The sequence below is a fragment of the Mycobacterium paraffinicum genome (assembly GCF_001907675.1).
In the GTDB taxonomy this organism is placed as follows: Bacteria; Actinomycetota; Actinomycetes; order Mycobacteriales; family Mycobacteriaceae; genus Mycobacterium; species Mycobacterium paraffinicum_A.
Window position 1 is genome coordinate 99,140 of record NZ_MPNT01000016.1, and the last position, 20,241, is coordinate 119,380.

General features: G+C 63.7%; 17 protein-coding genes. 6 read left to right on the top strand and 11 right to left on the bottom strand.

The window, feature by feature from the left end:
* The first annotated feature begins 59 nt into the window (after nt 1-59).
* From BRW65_RS18260 to BRW65_RS18275, 4 genes are all read left to right on the top strand, one after another.
* Nucleotides 60-2,291 carry a transketolase-like TK C-terminal-containing protein gene (locus tag BRW65_RS18260; protein ID WP_244168133.1) on the top strand — a complete coding sequence of 744 codons (2,232 nt, stop codon included), beginning with the start codon at nt 60-62 and terminating at the stop codon, nt 2,289-2,291.
* 9 nt (nt 2,292-2,300) lie between these two features.
* The gene (locus BRW65_RS18265) at nt 2,301-3,059 is read left to right on the top strand and encodes an SDR family NAD(P)-dependent oxidoreductase (protein ID WP_073876974.1); all 759 of its coding nucleotides are present in this window, start codon (nt 2,301-2,303) and stop codon (nt 3,057-3,059) included.
* A gap of 307 nt (nt 3,060-3,366) precedes the next feature.
* Entirely contained in the window at nt 3,367-4,176 is an 810-nt protein-coding gene (locus tag BRW65_RS18270; protein ID WP_244168132.1) for an SDR family NAD(P)-dependent oxidoreductase, read from the top strand.
* 160 nt (nt 4,177-4,336) lie between these two features.
* On the top strand, nt 4,337-5,314 hold the full coding sequence (locus tag BRW65_RS18275; RefSeq protein ID WP_073876976.1) for an SDR family oxidoreductase: 978 nt from the start codon (nt 4,337-4,339) through the stop codon (nt 5,312-5,314).
* Between the two features lie 24 nt (nt 5,315-5,338).
* On the opposite strand, the gene BRW65_RS18280 is transcribed toward BRW65_RS18275, so the two are convergent.
* The 6 genes from BRW65_RS18280 to BRW65_RS18310 all read right to left on the bottom strand — a co-directional run bounded on the left by BRW65_RS18280 (nt 5,339) and on the right by BRW65_RS18310 (nt 13,561).
* Nucleotides 5,339-6,064: a TetR family transcriptional regulator gene (locus tag BRW65_RS18280; protein WP_073876978.1), complete on the bottom strand. Its 726-nt coding sequence runs from the start codon at nt 6,062-6,064 to the stop codon at nt 5,339-5,341.
* Nucleotides 6,065-6,590: 526 nt separating this feature from the next.
* Nucleotides 6,591-9,503, bottom strand: a complete 2,913-nt coding sequence (locus BRW65_RS18285; RefSeq protein ID WP_073876980.1) for an RND family transporter — start codon at nt 9,501-9,503, stop codon at nt 6,591-6,593.
* A complete protein-coding gene (locus tag BRW65_RS18290) occupies nt 9,500-9,943 on the bottom strand; it encodes an MmpS family transport accessory protein (protein WP_073876982.1) in 444 nt (147 codons plus the stop codon). The genes BRW65_RS18285 and BRW65_RS18290 overlap by 4 nt, the downstream gene beginning before the upstream one ends.
* A gap of 837 nt (nt 9,944-10,780) precedes the next feature.
* Entirely contained in the window at nt 10,781-11,179 is a 399-nt protein-coding gene (locus BRW65_RS18300) for a DUF4437 domain-containing protein (RefSeq protein ID WP_073876986.1), read from the bottom strand.
* An 82-nt stretch (nt 11,180-11,261) separates the two neighbouring features.
* Entirely contained in the window at nt 11,262-12,293 is a 1,032-nt protein-coding gene (locus BRW65_RS18305) for a saccharopine dehydrogenase family protein (protein WP_073876988.1), read from the bottom strand.
* 95 nt (nt 12,294-12,388) lie between these two features.
* Nucleotides 12,389-13,561 carry an MFS transporter gene (locus BRW65_RS18310; RefSeq protein ID WP_073876990.1) on the bottom strand — a complete coding sequence of 391 codons (1,173 nt, stop codon included), beginning with the start codon at nt 13,559-13,561 and terminating at the stop codon, nt 12,389-12,391.
* A gap of 542 nt (nt 13,562-14,103) precedes the next feature.
* Here BRW65_RS18310 and BRW65_RS18315 point away from each other — a divergent pair.
* Entirely contained in the window at nt 14,104-15,267 is a 1,164-nt protein-coding gene (locus BRW65_RS18315; protein ID WP_139273168.1) for an alkene reductase, read from the top strand.
* A 90-nt stretch (nt 15,268-15,357) separates the two neighbouring features.
* Here BRW65_RS18315 and BRW65_RS18320 read toward each other — a convergent pair whose 3' ends face one another.
* From BRW65_RS18320 to BRW65_RS18340, 5 genes are all read right to left on the bottom strand, one after another.
* Nucleotides 15,358-15,594 (bottom strand): DUF1272 domain-containing protein, encoded by a 237-nt coding sequence (locus BRW65_RS18320; protein ID WP_347876626.1) that lies wholly within the window; start codon nt 15,592-15,594, stop codon nt 15,358-15,360.
* A gap of 42 nt (nt 15,595-15,636) precedes the next feature.
* On the bottom strand, nt 15,637-16,485 hold the full coding sequence (locus BRW65_RS18325; protein WP_084187868.1) for an SDR family NAD(P)-dependent oxidoreductase: 849 nt from the start codon (nt 16,483-16,485) through the stop codon (nt 15,637-15,639).
* The gene (locus BRW65_RS18330; protein WP_073876996.1) at nt 16,482-17,261 is read right to left on the bottom strand and encodes an isocitrate lyase/PEP mutase family protein; all 780 of its coding nucleotides are present in this window, start codon (nt 17,259-17,261) and stop codon (nt 16,482-16,484) included. The genes BRW65_RS18325 and BRW65_RS18330 overlap by 4 nt, the downstream gene beginning before the upstream one ends.
* Before the next feature lie 140 nt (nt 17,262-17,401).
* On the bottom strand, nt 17,402-18,331 hold the full coding sequence (locus tag BRW65_RS18335; protein WP_073876998.1) for an alpha/beta fold hydrolase: 930 nt from the start codon (nt 18,329-18,331) through the stop codon (nt 17,402-17,404).
* A 336-nt stretch (nt 18,332-18,667) separates the two neighbouring features.
* Nucleotides 18,668-19,381 carry a TetR/AcrR family transcriptional regulator gene (locus BRW65_RS18340; RefSeq protein ID WP_084187869.1) on the bottom strand — a complete coding sequence of 238 codons (714 nt, stop codon included), beginning with the start codon at nt 19,379-19,381 and terminating at the stop codon, nt 18,668-18,670.
* On the opposite strand from BRW65_RS18340, the gene BRW65_RS18345 reads away from it, so the two are divergent.
* The gene (locus BRW65_RS18345; RefSeq protein WP_084187870.1) at nt 19,353-20,219 is read left to right on the top strand and encodes a helix-turn-helix transcriptional regulator; all 867 of its coding nucleotides are present in this window, start codon (nt 19,353-19,355) and stop codon (nt 20,217-20,219) included. The genes BRW65_RS18340 and BRW65_RS18345 overlap by 29 nt on opposite strands.
* Nucleotides 20,220-20,241: the final 22 nt, after the last annotated feature.

Consider the following 20,241-nt stretch of genomic DNA (forward strand, 5'->3'; position numbering starts at 1 on the left):
GCAACGCCACGCCCGACCTTGATCTCATCGCCTCGCGTGTGCTGTGGCTGTCCACAGCGATGGTCCACCACGCGAACCGAATTCGGCCAAACCCCAGTGGCTTGAAAGTTGGCGGACATCAAGCATCGTCTGCCTCAATGGTGGGCATCATGACGGCGTTGTACTTCGGGCAACTCCAGCCCGATGACCGGGTCTCGGTGAAACCACACGCCTCCCCGGTACTGCACAGCATCAACTATCTGCTCGGAACCCTCGACAACCGGTATATGACGACGTTGCGGGAATTCGGCGGCCTGCAAAGTTACCCAAGTCGGTCTAAAGATCCCGACCCGGTCGACTACTCCACCGGATCGGTGGGAATCGGTGCTACCGCCCCTATTTGGGCTACGTTCGCTCGCCGTTACGTCGACACCGTATTCGGGGGTGCCGGAACGGGACGTCAATACTCTCTGGTGGGCGACGCAGAACTCGACGAGGGCGCGGTGTGGGAGGCGGTGATGGACGCAGGCGTGCAGGAACTGGGCGAGATCGTCTGGATCGTCGACATGAACCGCCAGTCCTTGGATCGCGTCGTGCCCCATATCGCCTCCCAGCGTCTACAGGACACGTTCACCGCCGCTGGCTGGCAAGTGCTCACCGTGAAATTCGGAATGCTGCTCGAGGAGCTGTTCAGCCGACCCGGGGGCGACGCGCTGCGTACCCGGATCCTGACCATGCCCAACCCCGAATATCAACGCCTGCTGCGCTGTTCAGCTGACGAACTGCGCTCGCGCCTACCCGGTAACGGCCCGGATGCCGCCACCGTCGCCGCGGTGATCAACGATCTCGACGACGCCACCCTGTTGAAGGCGATCGGCAACCTCGGCGGCCACGACATCACCGCCATGCAACAGGCTTACGCCCAGATCGACGACTCCCGCCCCACCATCATCCTCGCCTACACGATCAAGGGGTACGGGCTCCCCACCCAAGGTCATCCGCAAAACCACTCCTCGCTGCTCACCGACGAACAGTTCATCCAGCTGGCCCACACATTGGGCGAAGACCCGCACAATCCCTTCCGGCGCTTCGACTCTCACTCATCGCCCGGCCAGCTCTGCGAGCGGACGGCCAAGCGATTACGCCGCGGCGAAATTCGCACCAGTGAACCGCCGCCGGTGCCGACCGACATCGGCCGCACCCCTCCCGCAGTGTCGAACACCCAGAGCGCACTGGGACGCACGTTACTCGATCTGACGCGCGAGGCTCCCGAGGTCGCACGACGAGTGGTGACGGTGAGCCCCGACGTCAGCTCCAGCACCAACCTCGCCGGGTGGCTCAACAAGGTGGGTGTGTGGTCGCCTTCGGAGCGGCCCGACTGGTTCGCCGACGACGCCGACTCCATCATGCATTGGCGTGAAAGTCCGACCGGGCAACACATGGAACTCGGCATCGCCGAAGTCAACCTGGTGGGCCTGCTCGGTGAGCTTGGCGCCACGTGGAGCCGGTGGGGCGAACCGCTGCTTCCCATCGGTGTCCTCTACGACCCGTTCGTCGAACGTGCACTCGAACCGTGGTCGTTCGGCATTTACGCCGGCGGGCAATCCATTCTCGTCGGCACCCCGTCTGGAGTCTCCCTGGCCTCCGAAGGCGGTGCGCACCAGTCGATCAAGACGCCGTCCATCGGTCTTGAGCAGCCCGGCTGCATCAGCTACGAGCCGGCATTCGCCGCCGAGGTCGAGTGGATCCTGCTGCACTGCCTCGGCCTCTTGGGACGCCCCGACGGAACCTCGTCCTATCTCCGGCTGTCCACCCGGCCCGTCCGCCAAGAGCTGGCGCGCATCCCGCAAGATCCCGCCGCCCGCGAACGGCGTCGCCGCCACGTACTCGCCGGTGCCTACACGCTACGCCCGGTCGCCACGCCGGCGGTCTGCATCGTCGCGGTGGGAGCGCTGGCCACCGAGGCCAACGACGCCGCCGACCGGCTCGCCGACATGGGCGTTGAGGCCGAAGTCGTCTGCGTGACAAGCCCAGACCTCCTCTACCGCGCCGTCCGGAGTCGCGACGGGCTGGCCGAGGCGCCCTCTTGGATCCTGGACCAAGTTTTCCCTGCCGAGCGCTCCGCGCCGATGGTCACCGTCCTCGACGGTCATCCGCATACCCTGACCTTCCTGGCAACTATCAATCAGGTGCGCTGTAAATCCTTGGGAGTGAGCACATTCGGGCAGGCCGGCGACCTCGATGCGGTGTACCGCTACCACGGTATCGACGCCGACAGTATCGTGCGCGCCGCGCTTGACGTCACCTCGTAAGGAACGCATATGAGCCATCGCCTCGAAGGCCGCACCGCACTGATCACCGGGTCGGGCCGCAACATCGGACGCGCCATCGCTGTGCTTTTCGCCCGCCAGGGCGCCAACATCATCGTCAACGGTCACCAGGACAGGGGGGCCGTCGATGACACCGTGCGCGAGATCGAAAATCTCGGCGGCGCAGCGATCGGCGTAATGGCCGATGTGTCCGACCCCGACGCGGTTGCATCCATGATTGCCGAGGGCGAAGCACGTTTCGGCTCGATCGATATCGCCGTCAACAACGTCGCGCGACGCAAACGCCAACCGCTGGAAGAGATCTCCATCGCCGACTGGCAGGAGACCATCAACTACAACCTCAACTCGGCATTCTATGTCGTCCATTACGTACTGCCGGGCATGCGGCAGCGCGGGTGGGGTCGCATCATCAACATCGCCGGCTACGACGCCTGGACCGGGCATATCTCTCAACGCGCACACAACGTGGCGGCCAAGGCCGGCATGCACGGACTGACCAAAGCCGTCGCGCGGGAAGCGGGCGTCTGGGGCGTTACCTGCAACACCGTTGCGCCCGGCGCCATCAACACCATTCGTGACGAGTCGCAGTACACGCACGTGGACATCGAAGCGATCGCCCAGCGCCTGGCCATCAAGAAGGCCGGCGATCCCGAAGACATCGCGGAGGCATGTCTGTATGTCGCCGGCGAGTCGGGCAAGTTCGTGACCGGCCAGGTCATTCACGTCAACGGCGGCGAATTCATGCTGTGAGCCCGATGCCGGATGGACGACTATCACCGAAGGTGACATTGATCTTGAGAACCAACACGAGCGCCTGTGGCCTCTCGGACTTCCTGTCCACCGGCGCCGTCCGACGGCCTGGTCTGTCTGCCGACGATCCTGGCGGACCTCCCGGCGCAGATCATCCTGCGCACCGAGGGTGCAGATTTGCGTCGGTTGCATTCGCCGTGCAACCATTTGCGAAGCCTTCCGGACGAAGTGCTCGGCGCGGTCTGCCCGAGCGGTTGCGTCAGCCGGTCCGCGAGAGGCCGCTTCGGACGGACCCGCTGAGTACCACATGAATGAGGGAGCGATGTCTTATCGACCGTCACGGTCTCTGGTCACCGGCGCCAGTTCGGGCATCGGGGTGGCATTCGCACGGCAATTGGCCGCGCGCGGCTCGGATCTGGTTCTAGTCGCGCGGCGGCAAGACAGGCTTGAGCACGTTGCCCGCGAACTCATGACGGCACACGGAATCACCTGTGAGACTGTTGCATTCGATCTGTCGATCGACGGAGCAGGGGCAGCCCTGCGTAAGGAGGTCGGCGGCGAGTTCGACCTCGTGGTCAACAATGCCGGCTTTGCCACGCAAGGCCCGTTTCTGACCGGCAGCGGCGAGGAGTTCGCTCGCGTGATCGCCGTGGATGTCCGGGCCGTGGTGGACATGTGCCACGCCTTTCTGCCCGCAATGGTCGAGCGGGGACACGGGGCCATCGTCAACGTCTCCAGCACCACCGCATTTCAGCCGGTCCCCTCGCTTGCCGTTTACTCGGCGGCCAAGGCATTCGTTCAGAGCTTCTCTCAGTCGCTTTGGTACGAAGCCAAACAGCATGACGTCAAGGTTTTCGCGCTCGCCCCAGGACCCACGCGGACCGAGTTCTTCGACGTCATCGGTGAGGGCGCGGCGGTCGCCGGACGGATGCAGACGGCCGAGCAAGTAGCGGCCACAGGCATGCGTGCCCTTGATCGCCGGTCGACTCCGCCCTATGTCGTTTCGGGAATTGCGAACGCGTGGACGGCGCGGCTTGCGGGACTGATCCCTCGCAGGCTTCTCATTCCATTCGTGGCACGCATCCTGCAGCCAATGCACCCGGTGCCACCGCCATGAAGATCGCGACGCGTTTGCTGATGCACGGGGGCCGCGATTCCTTTCCGGCTCATCTCAAAGGAGGACACGTGACAACTACACCGCTGCGCGGCGGCCCGACCGTACCGCCGCACTGCAACCGATCGCGCCTGCGTTCCGAACCGTCGTCAGGATTGCGATCATGATCGTGGTCACCAGTGCCGCAGGCGGTGTCGGACGCCCGCTGGTCCGCGGCCTTCGTGGACGCGGGTTGGACGTACGGGCATTCGTCAAGAATGACGCCCAGGCCCAACTGGCGCGCAGCGACGGGGCAACCGAGATTGTGGTGGGCGACCTGCGAAACCGCACAGATCTCGAGAGGGCGTTCACCGGCGCGAAACGGTTGTACCACGCCGCTCCGACGCAACTCATCGATGAGGTCCCCGTTGCCCAAGCCCTCATCGAGATTTGCGCGGCCAACGGGGTGGAACACATCGGCTTTCACTCGGTAATTCATCCCGACATCGACGCGCTGGTCCATCACCATCAGAAGCTTTTGGTGGAGCGACTGTTGCACGATTCGGGCTTGCCGGTGACCATTTTGCGTCCGTCCCATTACATGCAGAATTATCTAGAGTTCTGGGAGTTCATCCAGGCGGGCCTGATGCCCTATCCCGTGTCACCAACCAGCGTGATGGGCATGGTCGACGCCGAAGATATCGCCGAGGCGGCCGCCAATGTGCTCAGCGCACCCGACGAGCACGTGGGTAAGACCTACGACCTCTCCGCAGAGGCACTCGACCGCAACGAGATGGCAGAGATCTGGAGCCGGGTGCTGGGACACCCGGTCACCGCTATTCGCCTGCCGCCCAACACTGTCGAGAACGCTCTCCTCGCCGCGCCGGCGCTGGGAGCCGCCGTGGTTCAGTCACTGCTCAACACCAAGCTCAGGGCATTGCCCCACCTCGTTCGCGGCGTCCGTGACTCGTCCAATGCACGAGGCATCCGCAATTGGCCCTCCGACGCGCGCAGCACCTACGTCGGGATGATGACGTATTACGACACCAATGGCCTGCCTCCCGGCAATATGGCCGACCTGCCGAAGCTGTTGGGTCGCAAGCCCACAAGTTATGAACAGTTCGCCAGACGTGTGGCGGCCACAGAAGGGAGCAGCCGCTGAGGCTGGCCGTTGCGGAAACCTGTGCTACTCGGGCGCCACGATGAGCCAAAGCCGGTCGACAAGGCGGATTGCCTGATCCGGATCGACGCCTTCGAACACGCTCGCATGGATTCCCCGCATGGCGCCGGTAACCGCCCCCGCACAGGCTTCTACGTCAACGTCGGCGTCCAGCGCGCCGCCTTCGACGAGACAAACCAACAGCTCAGCGAGGGCACGTTCGAAGGCCTCGTGCCAACGCTGCGCGAAGCTGTCCTTGCGCGGCACGCCCAGATCACGGAACAAGACGTGCGCCGCGGGCGTGGCGTAAATCGCCTCGGCGGCCACCCGAAGGAACACGCGCAATTGCTGTCGCGGCTGGTCGGACCAGGTCGCACTGCCGTAGCGCCGCTGCATTTCGGCGATGAGTTCGGTTGCCGCATTATCGATAGCGGCGTGAAACAGATCGCGTTTGCTCGCGAAGTGATGGAATGCGGTTCGCAGTCCTACTCCGGCAGTCCGCGCCACCTCCTCTACCGTGATTTCACCGTAGTCGCGGATGCGGAGCAGGTCCTGGGTGGTCTCGACGAGACGTGCAGCGGTTGCGACGGTCGGTTGTTCATGCGACGAAAGAGGCTGTTTGGCCCACCGATACAACGTGGCAGGGTGGACACCCAGGTCACGCGCCACTTGAGCGGCGTCGCCGTTGGGGCCGAACGCACGGGCAACCGCAGCCCGGCGTTCTTCTGGACTGTGCCGATTCGCAGGAGACACCCGCCGATCGTAAGGACTGCGGGGCGGATATCTCTGCGCCACCTCGGATCCAAGGACAATGCGTCGTGAGTGCCAAGACAAAGCCTCGACCGAGAGACTTCGAAACCGAAGCAGCGCAGGCTGGCCCGAGCGCCCCGCGCCATCACACCGTTAGGCGGGCACGCACACCCCTAGTCCGAAGAGTGGAAAATTCGCACTCTAAGTCCAATTGGACAGCAGGTGAGCACTCGACTTGGGAATTGGACACTGAACTTGAAAAACCGCACGACTGTCGAGATGCAACGAAGATTGACAAGACACGCCTGGCTACTTTGACAAAACGTCGACGTGTCGCGAGAGCTTGTTAATCTTCGTTGCACAACTGCAGCTCTGCGGTATTCCAGCAGACGGATCGCCGACGATTTGGGGTGCGCGCGACCCCGTGGGTGTTCGGTTGCATTCGGCACTTCCTTTTCGTTGTTGTCGGACGTCGCAACCAATGAGCACTGCGCTACGAAGCTATGCAGGCGCCGGGGCAGCTGCACTGTCACAGCACTTTTCGGTACAAATCGTCCTCGTGGTGTTGTTCGGGGGCCACTGCCCCGCTGCCGGTGCGCGCGGGGCGCTGACGGATGAGGCGCGGCCACCAAAAGAACGGCCCGAGCAGCCGTGCTAGGGCGGGGGTGATCAAGGACCGCACGATCAGCGTGTCGAGCAACAGACCGATGCCGACGGTCGAGCCGAACATGCCGACCGAGGTCAGATCGCTGGACACCATGGCCATCATCGTGACCGCGAACACGATGCCCGCGGTGGTCACCACGCGGCCGGATTTAGTCACCGCCCGGATCAGTCCGGTGTTGAGACCGGCCTCGCTCTCATGGAGGTATCGGGCTACGAGCAGCAGGTTGTAGTCCGACCCGACGGCCACCAGCAGGATGAAGCAGAACACGATGTTCCACCAGCTCAGTGGAAGCCCGAGGAGGTTCTGCCAAATCAGCACGGACATGCCGAACGCCCCGGAGAACGAGAACGCGACGGTCCCGACGATCACCAGTGAGGCGATCACGGCGCGGGTGATGAACAGCATCACCAGAAAGATCAATGTGAATGCCGCGGTGGCGGCGATCATCAGGTCGATCTTGGTGGCATCTTTGACATCCCAGTAGGTCGCGGCCGCGCCGCCGAGATAGACGTGGGATCCGGCCAGCGTGGTCCCTTTGAGTGCCTCTTTCACGGCCGGCATGAAGGTCTGGTCGTGGCGGATGCCGGCCTCGGTGAGGGCTTCTCCGTCGTGATAGATCAGGTAGCGGACCGCATGGCCGTCCGGGGACACGAAGTATTTTTCGTCGATCTTGAAGTAGGGGTTGTCGAACGATTCTGGTGGGATGTAGAAGAATTCGTCATTCTTCGACGTGTCGAAAGAGTGCCCGATATCCATGGTCTGCATGCCCAGCGCGTCTAGCTGTGTCAGCAGCGGTTCTAGCGTGCTGTGTTCTGCTTCCACCAAGGCGTTGAACGTGCCGAGGAGTTCGGCGTTGCGGCCCAGGGTGTCGACAAGTTGAGGGGTTACCTTGTCTTGGATGATCGCGGCCTGCATGCTTTTTTGGAAGTCTTCTGCTAGTTGGTCGAGCCCATCGGTCATGTCGAACAGCGATCGGAACGACATGCATAGCGGGATGTCGAAACAGTGCTTTTCCCAATAGAAGTAGCTTCGGATCGGCCGCCACATGTCATCGAAGTTGGCGTAGTTGTCCCGCATCTGGTTGACGGTGTCGGTCAGGCTGGCTGCCGCTTCAGCGTTGAGGTGGGCCGAGCTGGCCTGCTGGTTGGTGAGGTCTTGCTGGTGGCGGGTCAGAGCCTGCAACGTTTGGGTGACCGCGGAGATGTCGTCGAGCCGGTTGTTGAAATCGTGTAGGTAGGGCAGCACCTCTTTGATCTTGGTTCCGACCGTACCGAGGGCGTAGGTGAACGAGGAGTGCTCCAGCGGGACGCCTAGGGGTCGGGTCACGGCCTGGACCATCCCCACACCGGGCGTGTGGAAGATCGTGCGCGCGACTCGGTCGACAGCGATCATGTCGACGCTGTTGCGCAGGTCGTGATCGGATTCGACCATCAGCATATCGGCGTTGAGGTGGCTGGCAGGAAAGTGACGGTCGCTGGCTTCGTAACCTTGGTTGGATGCAACGGTGTTCGACAAATAAATGCGGTCGTCGTAGTTCGGGTAGTAGGTGATCAGCGTGATTGACCCGATGAGCACGATGACGCAGCCGACCAGCAGGATCCTGCCGGGCCAGCGCACTGCGGCGGTGCCGATTTTATTCCAGATCCCATGTCCTGCTTGGTGTTTCTTCGGCTCGAATAGGCCGAATCGGCTGCCGATCGTGAGCACCGCGGGCCCGAAGGTGAGTGCGGCGGTGACCGCGACCAGCATGCCTGCCGCACACGGAGCTGCGCAGGTGTTGAAGTAGTTGAGTCGGGTGAATTTCATGCAGTACATGGCCCCCGCGACAGCAACCCCGGAGCCCAGGATCACGTGCGAGACGCCGCTGATAGCACAGTAATACGCCTGTTCGCGGCTTTCTCCCGCGAGGCGGCCTTCGTGATAGCGGCCGATCAGGAAGATCGCGTAGTCGGTTCCCGCCCCTAAGATCAGCGACACCAGAGTATTGGCGGCATAGACCGAAATCTCGATCCAATGGTGATAAACCATGAACGCGGCAATCCCCCGGCCGCAAAACAATTCCATCAACACCATGAACAGGATGAGGAGTGCGGTCGGGATCGAGCGGTAGACAATCAGCAGCATCGCGGAGATCAGCACGATCGTGACGAACATGATGGTGTTGAGGCTGGTGTTGCCGACGTAGATCATGTCCGCTGACAGCACGGCCGACCCTGAGGCGTATACCTTCAGTCCGGGGGGCGGTTTCATGTTATTGAGGATGTCGCGGACCGCGGTGATCGACTCATCGTTGAGTGTTGAGCCGATATCGCCCGCAACTCGGACCAGAGTGAAGTTCGCTTTGGCGTCGTTGCTTTGGACACCGGCGGCTGTCGTGCCTTCGTCCCAGAGATCCATCACGTACTGGACACGCCTGTCACGGCGCAGCTTGTCTACCATCGTGCGGTAGAAACTGTGGTCGGCGTCGTTGAGTTTGTGGTCGCCTTCGAAGACGACGAACACGAACGCGTTGCTGTCGCCTTCGTGGAACACCTGGCCGATGTGGTGCAGCGCTTGAACCGAGGGCGCATCGACGGGAACTAATGCCTCCCGGTTGGCGTCGACGACGGGTTCTAGCTGTGGGACAACTGTATTGGTGATCACCAGGAACACCATCCACGCCAAGATGACTAATGGCGCGAACCGCCGCAGATTGCGCGCAATGAATGGACGCTCCGGCGTGGGCTCCGGCGGCTCTTGGACGCGTACGGGTGCGGTATCGACGTTGCCGCTCATGCCGAGAGCACCTGGCACCAGACACCGGCGTGCTCACCGGTGGCCGTGTGTTCGGAACGGATTTCGTTGTCAATCGTGATGCGGCAACCAATGTGTCCGCCGGCTGCTTGCGCGGTCACGTCAGCGGTCGCCGTCGTCATCGTGGTGGTCTCGACGTGCGACCACGGCAACGCGGTCAGGCTGACGTCGACAGGCTTGGAGTCGGTGTTCCAGTATGTCACCCGACCCCATCCGCCGAAGTCGCCGAAAATCTCGTACTTGATGTTCTTCGGGTTGAACTGCGCGATCACGAATTTATTGCCCGAGCTTTTTGTCAGATCCTGGGACCCGAAGATCCCGTGCAGCGCATATATCGATATACCGGCGATCGACACCACGGTCACCGTTAGGACGGGGAGCCAGACCTTGCCGATGAGACGACGACGCTTGGACACAGCCACGATGACGACCCCTTTCTCGGCGCACGGTCAACTCATCCGCTTGGTTGATCCTCGACCAGCTCGACGCGAACCCCTCTGTGCCGTAACGGCACCCCGTGTACGACCGGCTCGCATGCAAGCGGGTGCGCAGCCCACCATTTCGGCGAGCTGCGCAGTACTGACCACATTGTCAACAGCTTTTGGTTACCGCCGTGCAATCGACGCAACGCCACTGACGCCGTATCGCCTCTGGGTAACGTCTTCACCGTCCGCATGACGCGTCCGGTGGCGGACCAGGCTCACTACGTTAGGGCACGTGCTGTGTGCATCGCTTGCAGAATATTTAGCAAATCTCGTCCCGCCGCCTCGGTACTGCGAACGGTCAGCACATGTGCGGAGTCCACGTCGCAATCGGTGCCATCGCTGAAGATCCAGACGAAGATGCTGACAGCGTGGATCTGAGTGCTCTGCGTGGCGCTGGGCTGCTCGTGGCCGACGCCGTGTATCGCGAACCCTGACATCGCAGCGCAGGTGAATGCGCGCACCAAAAGGACGGCTACCGTGGGTGATTACCCGATCGTGGAAATGGACAACGACCCGCTGCTGGCGACCACTCGATACGACCCAAAGCGCGAGACTCCTGAGCAAACGACATCATTGGCGATGCTGGGATCCCAGATGATGCAGAGGTCGGCATCCGATTCTAGACGGCGAGCACGGCGCGGTGCTGCCGAGGCGCTGCGGCCCGCGGCGCAAACGCCGACGACGCGATGGTCCGTGCCTCAGAGCTACTTACCGCCGTCGAGGGTGCGCCAAAACCGCGTGCCATGTGGGTATTTCGGTCGGTTCGGAAGGCCGTCACGGCGTTGCGTCCTCGATGAATGTGACGTCGAAGCCCTGGGGCCAGAAGATGCTGAGGACGCAGTCCTCGTCGCCGACGCAGGTGTCGCCGTGAACGGCGTTTCCCTTTTGAAACCACGTGCTTCCGGGGGTGAGCACTTCGTACTCGTCGGGGTCTTGAAGGTAGTGCCGGAAGCGGCCGGAGACGACGACAGCGTAGTAATCGTGTCCATGAAAGTGGGGTGGAGCCGTAACGCCGGCGGAGTATTTCATCAGGAATGCCGTGGGCCCCGCGGTTTCAAGGTCTCCGTACATCAGCGAGACGAAGATCCCCTTGCCTTGGTCGTTGAGCGGGCCGACAGGTTGCCATTCGAGATCCTTGGCGTAGGTGACGATGGTGTCGGGTTGGTCGATCATCGTTTGCCTTTCGTGATGTCGGTGCGCCGGTGGCTTTTTGGCTGCGTGAGCGCAGTGGAGAATCGTGTCGTCGAACTGGGGGTCACTCTGGGAGATCGGAGATGGCGAACGCTGCGTGGCTGGGTGCGAGGGCGGTCAGGATCGCGGTGGCGTCGAAGATTTCGCCGGGTGCGTGGGCGCCGGGCTCACTGAAGTCACCGTCGAGCAGGCGTTGTGCGGCTTCACCCAGCAGTGGGGCGGAGATGGCGTAGATGTCGCGGCCGCGCATGACAGCACGGCGCTGGATCTGGTCGCCGTGCACGATCACTTCGATCGTGAAGTGCTGCGGGGATGATCCGCTCGATGACTCGGTTGTCGGGGGTGCTGTTGCGGAGTCGAGCACCTCGCGGACAGCGATTTCACTGATGTAGTTGTGTAGCTCGTGAACGTGGATGTGCCGAGGAATCAATGTCATCTCGGTGAATGGCAGTTCAACGACGTCGTGGACATGCAGTGGCGCACCGAAGTCCCATGTTCGTCGGGCTGGAGGCGACGGCACGGGTTGCGGCTGGCCCTCTGTGATTGCCAGATTGCCGAGGGCTTTGCGGTCGATCGTGACGCGTGTTCCGCGGGTGGGATGCCAGCTGTCTAGTCCGATCATTACGTCGATGGAGTCGGCGGTATCGACGCCTGCTAGGGCGGCGGTTGCCATCAGATCGGCTAAGCCGCCGTAGAAGGCCATCGACGGTACGACAGCGACGTCGGCGAGGCGAGCGGCTTTGTGGAAGACTCGTAAGGTGTTGGCGGCGGTGGGCTGCTCGGCGCAGACGTCGAGGTAGTGGCAGGTGGTTCGCAGGGCAGCGGATGCCACGGGGTGCGCGGTGTCGATGAAGGGGCCTGCGCAATTGATGACCACCCCGGCACCGGTAAACGCATGATCGAGTGATGCGGGGTCGTCGACGGTGGCATGTCGTCGGATCACGTCGGCGGCGCCGAAGTCTGTGTCGCGCAGCGCTAGTGAGTTTCGGGCGACGGCCACAGGAGTCAGACCGCGGCGCAGCAGTTCGGTGACGACGAATCGACCGGTGTATCCAGTGGCGCCGAAGACGGCCACCGTGGTCGATTTCTCACTCATGACGCTGCTCCTTGATGTGGTGTCGAGGATGTGCGGGATTGCCACGTTCGGTGTCGCGGACGCAACCGGGCCGCGCGATCGTCGTGGCTAGATGGTCATGGCGGCGGAGGCGTCGACGATGAGGGCGTCCTCGGCGTTTCCGATAGAACGCCAGCCACAACGGCTGCTGCGCAGACGATCAGCGCCGCAGCCATGAACGCCGCGGGATATCCGAGGTGGACAAGCGCACCTCCGAGTGGGCCGGCGATCATGATGCCGATATCCCATAGTGAGCTGGCCGCACCCACGGCGGCCCCGGCGCGCTCACCACCTACCCGGCTCAAGGTGAGCGCCACGATAGCCGGGAACATCAGCCCCACTCCTGCACCGGTGATAGCGGTGCCGATCATGGCAGCAGTCAGCGTATGCGCGGCGGCCACCACGATGAGACCTCCGGCCTCGACGCAGAGGTTCAGAATGGTCAGTGTCTTGCGGCCCAGGCGGTCGGCCACCGGGCTACCCGCCACTCTGGCGAACAAGAACGCCGCGGCGAAGACTGTCAGTCCGATCGAAGACCCGGTTCCCATCGAATAATCGAGGAAGAGCACCAGTAGCGCGGAGATGGTGCCGTAGCCGTAGGCGGCTGCACCGAAGACCAGACCGGGCAAGCCCGCTCCGCGCGGTACGACTTGCCGCCACGCGGCCTTTCTGCCTGTAGCGGCGGCCTGGCCGATGATTTGGCGGCGGGTCGTCGACGCGATCAGCGCGGAGAGAGCACCGAGGGCGGCGATGGCCAACCACGCTGCGGCGAGTCCGGCGACGTGTGTGGCCGCTACGGTCGCGAGCGGGCCCAGGGCCAGGCCCGCCCACATCGACAAGCCAAACCAGCCAGCGACGCGACCGCGACGCTCGGCAGGGGTTCCGGCGAGAACCCACGGCAGCGCGCCGTTGAACAGGGCGGCCTCACCAGCGCCCATGATGAGGCGGGCCACCACGACGACGGCGAGGGTGGGTGCCAACCATTGTCCGAGGGCACCGACGGTGATGAGCATTCCTGCCGTCACGACGATGCCGCGGGCGTGGCCGATATCGCCGGCACGTCCGGCCAGAGGACGGCAAATGGCGGCGGCCCCGAAGGCGATGCCCACGGCGAGGCCGACGGCCAGCGGCCCGCCATGCAAACGCTGCGCGATCCATGCCGGTAAGAGTTGCAACGTGGCACCGAAACCTAAGTACCCCAGGAACACCGACGCGGCCAGTCTCTTGATCGGGCCTTCCGCCGCGGTCACAGGCGCGGTAATTCGAACGTCCAGACCGGTGCTGGCCTGCTTTCGTTCAGTTGCGTCACCGTCGTCGCGACAGTTCGATCGGCGGGGCATACGCGTCAGATCGACACCACCGCGACGCTGGAAAACGTATTGGATAGCAGTCCCGTGCTCCCGAAACCCGCTACACCGGTGAGTATTTGAGCGCTCATATCACCTCATGGGGGTTCATTGACCGACTGTCATCAGCTGATGCAACGATCGGTGCCACGTCGAGAACATGTTCCGGGGCCTGCGCGCATCGACCGGATCGGACGCTACGGCAGCGGCATGTCGCAGTGCTGTCGAAATCTTTAGCCTCGTTGATGTCACCGTCGCCGCGAGAAGGAGGCCCGCGCCCAAACGCACGCGCACGTCCGGGGTTCCGACAAGTCGCGGTCTGCAAACTAAAGATCTCGATAGTGCGAGGGTCGAGGGTCTCCGTAGCCTCGTCGAAGATCAGGGAACGGTCTAGCGAGACTGCGGCTCCCCCAGTCTCGTGGCGAGGGTGGGCCGCGCAATCGATGATGGTGAGGTTATTGGTAGTGGTGACATCGCAGGTCAAGTCGGCACTGTTTGCCCCGGTCAAGGTGGGGCCGCTGACGTTGAATCATCGCGTTGTGATGGCCCCGATGACACGTCAACGGGCCGATCAGCCGAGCGGGATCCCCGGGGATCTGCCGCTGGAGTATTACGGGCAACGCGTCTCTGAGGGCGGCCTGATCATCAGTGAGGCGATCGCGGTGTCGCGGCTCGGCCACGGCGGCTATGGGTCACCGGGACTGTGGAATGACGAGCAGGTGGCAGGGTGGAGGCGGATCACCGACGCGGTCCACGATGCAGGCGGCTTCATCTTCGCCCAGCTCTGGCACACGGGTCGGCGCTCGCACGTGACGACGAGCTTTCAAACCCCGGTGAGCCCGTCGCTGGATCCGAGTTTTTGGGCAAACCCGGCCAACACCGTATCGACCGAGCAGGGATATGCGCCGGTCTCCCCGCATCGGGCGTTGGATGTTGGTGAAATCCCCTCTGTTGTGGAGGAGTTCGCTGCGGCGGCCCGTAACGCGGCGGCGGCCGGGTTCGACGGCGTGGAGCTGCATGCGGCGTACGGCTTCTTGCTCGACCAGTTCCTTCAAGACGGCAGCAACCAGCGCACGGACCGCTACGGGGGATCTGTTGCCAACCGCGCCCGTTTGCTGATGGAGGTCGTCGAGGCTGTGTCGGCGGTGCGCGGTGCTGATCGCGTCGCGGTGCGGATCTCACCGAGCAGCACGTTCAACGACATTCACGATAGTGATCCACACGCACTGTTCGGTCATGTGGCCGCCGCGCTCGACGGCGTCGGGCTAGCCTACCTGCATGTCATCGAGCCGCGGGTCAGTGGTTTCACCCTGATCGACGCGCACGCCGGCCCCGTTGCGTCACAGGAGTTGCGGAAGTCGTTCAGCGGCACCATGATCGCCGCTGGTGGTTTTGAGCCCGACACCGCCGAAGCAGCGCTCACCGCTGGTGACGGTGCCGACCTGATCGCGTTCGCGCGGCACTTCGTGTCCAATCCCGACCTGCCCGAGCGCATCGCTAAAGGCTTGCCGTTGAGCCCATATAACCGAGACACCTTCTACACGCCACTGCAGGCGCACGGCTACATCGACTACCCGCCCTACCGCGACATTGAATCCGCCAGCGCCTGAACGGCTTTAAGCCCACTTTTGCCCGGCGGATCGACCCCTCATTGCGTCTCGATCCGCTGGGCGTGGGTGGGATGGCGTTGAGAGCCGGGGTCAGCTCTTCGACGGCAGCGCGGCGGGGTATTTCTCGAGCATTTCCGCGGGCCGGGTGGGACGAAGAACCAAGTCACCGTTGCAGTTTGGGCACACTCCACCCAATTCGCCATCGGTGCACGCTGCACAGAACGTGCATTCGAAGGTACAGATTCGAGCATCGGGTGAGCCGTTGGGCAGCGGCTGTCCGCAGCGCTCACATTCCGCTCGCAGCTCCATGACCGCCATCGACCGCATCCCTTCTCTGGTGCTTTCCTCAGTGACTTGTGAAGAGCGTCGCTAGTTGTCCCAATGCTGGGCAGCCAGCCGTGTCGGACACGGCACCATCGTCCGCATCGTGTCACCGCCGCGTAGTGGTGCGTCGCGCTGCTGGCTGACCAGCCGCAGTGGGGTGTCCTCGGTGTCGACGACGGCCAGAATCGCGGCCACACCGATGTCAGCGTTGGACAACGCGGAGGGGGCCCATTGCAGCGACGCGTCACGGTCCTGGCGCAGTACTGGGTCGTACGCGGCGATGCGTCTCGTCGCCAGCTCTGACGGGACCCGCGCCGCCGTCGGCGGGGTGTCGACCAACGTGACCTGAATCCCTAGCGGTCGCAGTTCACCCGCCAGCGAGTCAGTCAACCCGTCGACCGCGAACACGCAGGCGCTGAGTAGCCCAGCGCCGGGACTGCCGATGTCATCGTAGGACGGGGAGGCTTGCACGATGTGTCCTGAGCGTTGCTCGCGCAGCACTGGCAGCACGGCGCGCAGCACGTTGAGCAAACCGAGGATGTTCGACTCGATCACTGCCGTGACCTGCTGGGCGTCGACTTCCTCCACGGCACCCGCGACGTCGCGGAAAGTGGTGTTGGCCACGACGTCGATGCGTCTGAACGAGGCGACCGTCTCGCTCACCGCGCTCTGCAGCTGGCTCTGATCACGAATGTCGGCGGCGATGACGCGCACACGTTCGCCGTGCGCCTCAGCCAAGTGCTGCAGGGGATCATTGTCGCGGGCCAAGGCCACCACATTGTCGCCGCGGCCCGCGGCCGCGGTGCTCAACGCCAACGCGATGCCGGTGTCGGCTTCGGGGATCAACCAGGTGAGCGGGCGCCCAGGAGACTGGCCCGGACGCTGTGGTGTCATGCGTTCACGAAGCGCACGGAGAGCGCATCGCGGGCTTGGTGTTTCAGCCCGGCCATGGCGTTGAGGTAGGACAGCGGTCCCCAGCTGATCCGCGCGACCCCCAGTTCGGCCAGCCTGCTGGGGGTGGGCGTGCCGTCGAGCACCATGACGTTGACCGGCAGGGACTGCCCTTGGCAGATCCGGCCGATCAGCGCCTCTTCTTCCAGACCCGGGATAAAGAAACCCGAGGCGCCGGCAGCGGCGTAGGCCTCGGCCCGCTGGATCGCTTCATCGACGGTGGCCTCGGGATCGCGACCCTGACCGAGGAACAGGTCGGTGCGGGCGTTGATGAACACGTCGAGACCGATATGGTCGGCCGCGCGGCGAATAGCGGCGATCCGGCTGGCTTGGCGGTCCAGCTCGTAGAGTCCTTCGCCCTTGACCACACGGTCCTCGAAGTTAATGCCGATCACCCCGGTCTCGAAGAGGCGGGCGGCGTTGTCGGCGAGTTCGGCGTCGTCCGCGCTGTAGCCGCCTTCGAAGTCGGCGCTGACCGGCACATCCACCGCGTCGGCGATGCGGCCGATGATCTGCTCGGCGATTTCGAGGGGAAGTTCTTCACCGTCGCGGAAGCCTTGAGCTTCGGCCACCGACCAGCTGCTGGATGCGATAGCCGCCGCGCCTGCCTCCACGATGGCTTTGGCGCTGCCGGCGTCCCAGGCGTTGTAGAGCAGCACCGGATCGCCGGCGACGTGCAGCTCGGCGAAGCGGGCCGCTTTCTCAGCTGATGAGGGCATGGTGGTTCTCCTTCTCCTCGGCGACGACTGGCGGGCGCCGAGTGGGTTGATGAGATGTGTCGATGGTGGTCGAAGGGAGGGTCAGCCTCCACTGCGTCGAGGCGAGCGCTGCGCCGTGAGCACCGAACACTGCAGGGGTGTCACCCGGGACCACCGTGGCCTCCTGCCGTGGACGCCGGACACGGTGCCGGCGGGTCGTCGTGGGCGAGCAAGTGCGCGCGCAGCGGCGCGGTGAGCGCCTCGGGGCGTTCTTCGACGAAGAACAGCCGTGCGCCGGGTACTTCTATCGGTGTCCCGGCGCCGGGGATGGTGTCGGCGAGCCAGTGCGCCCATCGGGTCGGGAAGTACGCGTCGTCGGTGCCCCACACGATCAACGTGGGCGCCCGTAACGCCCGCAGCTGGTTCTCGATGGCCCGTGTGTGTCGGTTGTCGAAGGCCGCGAGGAAGCGTTGCAGATCGCGGGTGCGCTGCTCGGTGCGCAGAAACGGGGCCAGGTACATCGCGATATCGGCGTCGCTCACACTCGCCGGGTCCTGGTACGCCGGCCCCAGCGCGTCGGGTGCCCGATAGCGGGACGTGTCGGTCAACATCGCGGTGAGGGCGTCATGCAGCCCGCCCGCCACTGCCATGTCGACGAACGGTTGGAATGCCGCCGGTGGCCAGTTGTCGCTGGCGTCGCAGTCGGTGAGGGTCAGCGTGCGGATGCGGCCGGGATGCAGGGCGGCGAAGATCTGACAGATCCCTCCGCCGCTGTCATTGCCGACGATGTCGACGTGGTCGATGCCGAGCGCGTCGAGGAACTCGGCGATCATCGTTGCATTGGCGGTCACCGACACGTCTTGCTCGGCGCTGATCTCGGTGTCACCGTGGGCGAGCAGATCGAGGGCGATGCATCTGCGGATATCGGAAAGGTCGTGGATCTGATGTCGCCACAGGTGCTTGTTCATCAGCACTCCGTGGACGAACAGCAAGACCGGACCCGAGCCGGCGTCGATGTAGCTGATGCTGCCCGAGGGAGTGTTGACGCTCCTGTGGATGGATCCAGACCGGTCCACCGTGTCGTTGCTCATCGGTTCTCTTCCTCACGTCCGACACGAAACGCTACGGCACATCCGGACCGTGGCACTGTCAGAATCTTTAGCAGTCGCCAGCCACCCGCGCCTATCTCAAACATCAACGGCCGCAGCACTACCGGCGGTCTGGCCGCTGTTCCTCATGGGAGAAGGGACGTGCGGGTGGCAGCCCGAGCCTGCATATATGCCCGTCTCGGGACGCTGCTTCCGCAAGAACGCAAGACGTCACCGTGATAATCCATATGCATTGCAGTGCAATCGATTTCAGAACGTGAGCGCTCAATCACATCGACGGGTGATGCGGCGTCAGCGCTTTCTCGACGGGGGCAAGGGTTAGCTGATCGCTGTCGGCGGCGCGGTCGTGGCATCGGCGAGATGAGCGGCTGCGCGCCGCGCTGCCCGCAGGATCTGCGTGGAGAGGTCCTCGTCGTTCACAGCACGCGAGAGCGCCACCCCACCGACGCAGATCACCATCAGGGCCAGGGCGTCAGCACGATGGCTGGCGTCGTTGGCGTCGTCTCCGCAGATCACCTCGACCGACCGCAGCAGCTCTTGTTCGAACGCGACGCGAAACGCTGCTCCGGCGTGGGTAGCTTCGGACACCAGTGCCGGGTAGCCACAGCCGTCGGCCACGTCGTCACGATGAGCGCTGGTCAAATACCGCTTGGCGATTGAGCTCAGTCGGCGATCCCAGCGGCCGCCACGCCGGATGGGAACCCACTTCTCGCGCCACTCGTCGACGGCGTGACTGAAGGCCGCCACATCCAGATCGTCCTTGGAATCGAAGTGGGCGTAGAACGCACCATGAGTCAAGCCCGCATCGGCCATTACCGAGGCGATCGCCGTTCCTGCTAGTCCCTCCTGCCGGATCCGCCGCGCGGCGGCATCCAGGACGCGCTCACGGGACTGCCGCTTGTTTTCGGCACGCTTCCGTGATGCAGGTCGCATGGTGGTCAACCTACCAATAATCTGATACTCATCAGACGAATCAGACGAAATAGCGATCGGGGGCATAAATATGGCCGCTTCCCAGTTCGACATGGACATGGTGGACTTCAAGTCGAACGCGCTACTGCTGTCCGACGTGATGGCGGTGTGGGATGTGATGTGCCCAGGGACTCATGCGCCGCAAAGCGCCGAGGAGACCACCGACACGACGCACATCGTGTTTCCCTACGACGGCCTCTACGTCCATCACGCCGGGCACCGCGAAGCGATCGCCGACTCCAGTCGCGTGCTCTTCCTCAATAAAGACCAGGTATGGCGCATGAGCCACCCAGTCGCTGGTGGCGATTCGTCACTATCCATCGGGTTAGCCCCTGAGGTTCTCGTCGAGCTGGTCCCCGGCGAACTACTGGCACCCGGCGAGAACGCTGCCCTCAACCGCTGCACCCTGCGTCTGGATGTCCGTACTCAGGCACTGGCCGCATCGGTGCGACACCGACTCGACCGCGGAGCGATCGGCGGAGTGCTGGAAGCCGAAACAGCGACCATGGGGCTGATCCGCGCCGCCCTGCGGGGCCACGCACTCGACGAGCGCCGCATCACCGCCCGCAGCCGCAAGCTCGTCGACGGCGCCAAGCTGGTCGTGGGCGGCGACCTGAGCCGCCGGTGGACGCTGTCGGACATCGCCGCGGAACTCAGCGTCTCACCGGTGTACCTCACCCAAGTCTTTCAACGCGTCGAGGGAATCCCGATGTACCGCTATCAGCTGCAGCTGCGACTGGCCCAAGCGTTGCAGCGGCTCGGCGAATACGACGACGTCACCGACCTCGCTATCGGCCTCGGATTCACCAGCCACAGCCACTTCAGCGCCGCCTTCAAACAGACCTATGGCCAGACACCCTCGGAGTTTCGCCGCGCATCAGGAGTGCGTCGAGGATGACCCGGCGTGACGCGGGAGATCA

Excerpts from the sequence above, each read along its gene's own strand:
- BRW65_RS18325 (WP_084187868.1), bottom strand. The coding sequence starts at position 16,485 with ATGACACCACAGCGTCCGGGCCAGTCTCCTGGGCGCCCGCTCACCTGG.
- BRW65_RS18320 (WP_347876626.1), bottom strand. The coding sequence starts at position 15,594 with ATGCGGTCGATGGCGGTCATGGAGCTGCGAGCGGAATGTGAGCGCTGC.
- BRW65_RS18335 (WP_073876998.1), bottom strand. The coding sequence starts at position 18,331 with ATGAGCAACGACACGGTGGACCGGTCTGGATCCATCCACAGGAGCGTC.
- BRW65_RS18265 (WP_073876974.1), top strand. The coding sequence starts at position 2,301 with ATGAGCCATCGCCTCGAAGGCCGCACCGCACTGATCACCGGGTCGGGC.
- BRW65_RS18315 (WP_139273168.1), top strand. The coding sequence starts at position 14,104 with ATGGTGAGGTTATTGGTAGTGGTGACATCGCAGGTCAAGTCGGCACTG.
- BRW65_RS18285 (WP_073876980.1), bottom strand. The coding sequence starts at position 9,503 with ATGAGCGGCAACGTCGATACCGCACCCGTACGCGTCCAAGAGCCGCCG.
- BRW65_RS18345 (WP_084187870.1), top strand. The coding sequence starts at position 19,353 with ATGGCCGCTTCCCAGTTCGACATGGACATGGTGGACTTCAAGTCGAAC.
- BRW65_RS18260 (WP_244168133.1), top strand. The coding sequence starts at position 60 with ATGGTCCACCACGCGAACCGAATTCGGCCAAACCCCAGTGGCTTGAAA.
- BRW65_RS18340 (WP_084187869.1), bottom strand. The coding sequence starts at position 19,381 with ATGTCCATGTCGAACTGGGAAGCGGCCATATTTATGCCCCCGATCGCT.
- BRW65_RS18270 (WP_244168132.1), top strand. The coding sequence starts at position 3,367 with ATGAATGAGGGAGCGATGTCTTATCGACCGTCACGGTCTCTGGTCACC.
- BRW65_RS18330 (WP_073876996.1), bottom strand. The coding sequence starts at position 17,261 with ATGCCCTCATCAGCTGAGAAAGCGGCCCGCTTCGCCGAGCTGCACGTC.
- BRW65_RS18300 (WP_073876986.1), bottom strand. The coding sequence starts at position 11,179 with ATGATCGACCAACCCGACACCATCGTCACCTACGCCAAGGATCTCGAA.
- BRW65_RS18275 (WP_073876976.1), top strand. The coding sequence starts at position 4,337 with ATGATCGTGGTCACCAGTGCCGCAGGCGGTGTCGGACGCCCGCTGGTC.
- BRW65_RS18305 (WP_073876988.1), bottom strand. The coding sequence starts at position 12,293 with ATGAGTGAGAAATCGACCACGGTGGCCGTCTTCGGCGCCACTGGATAC.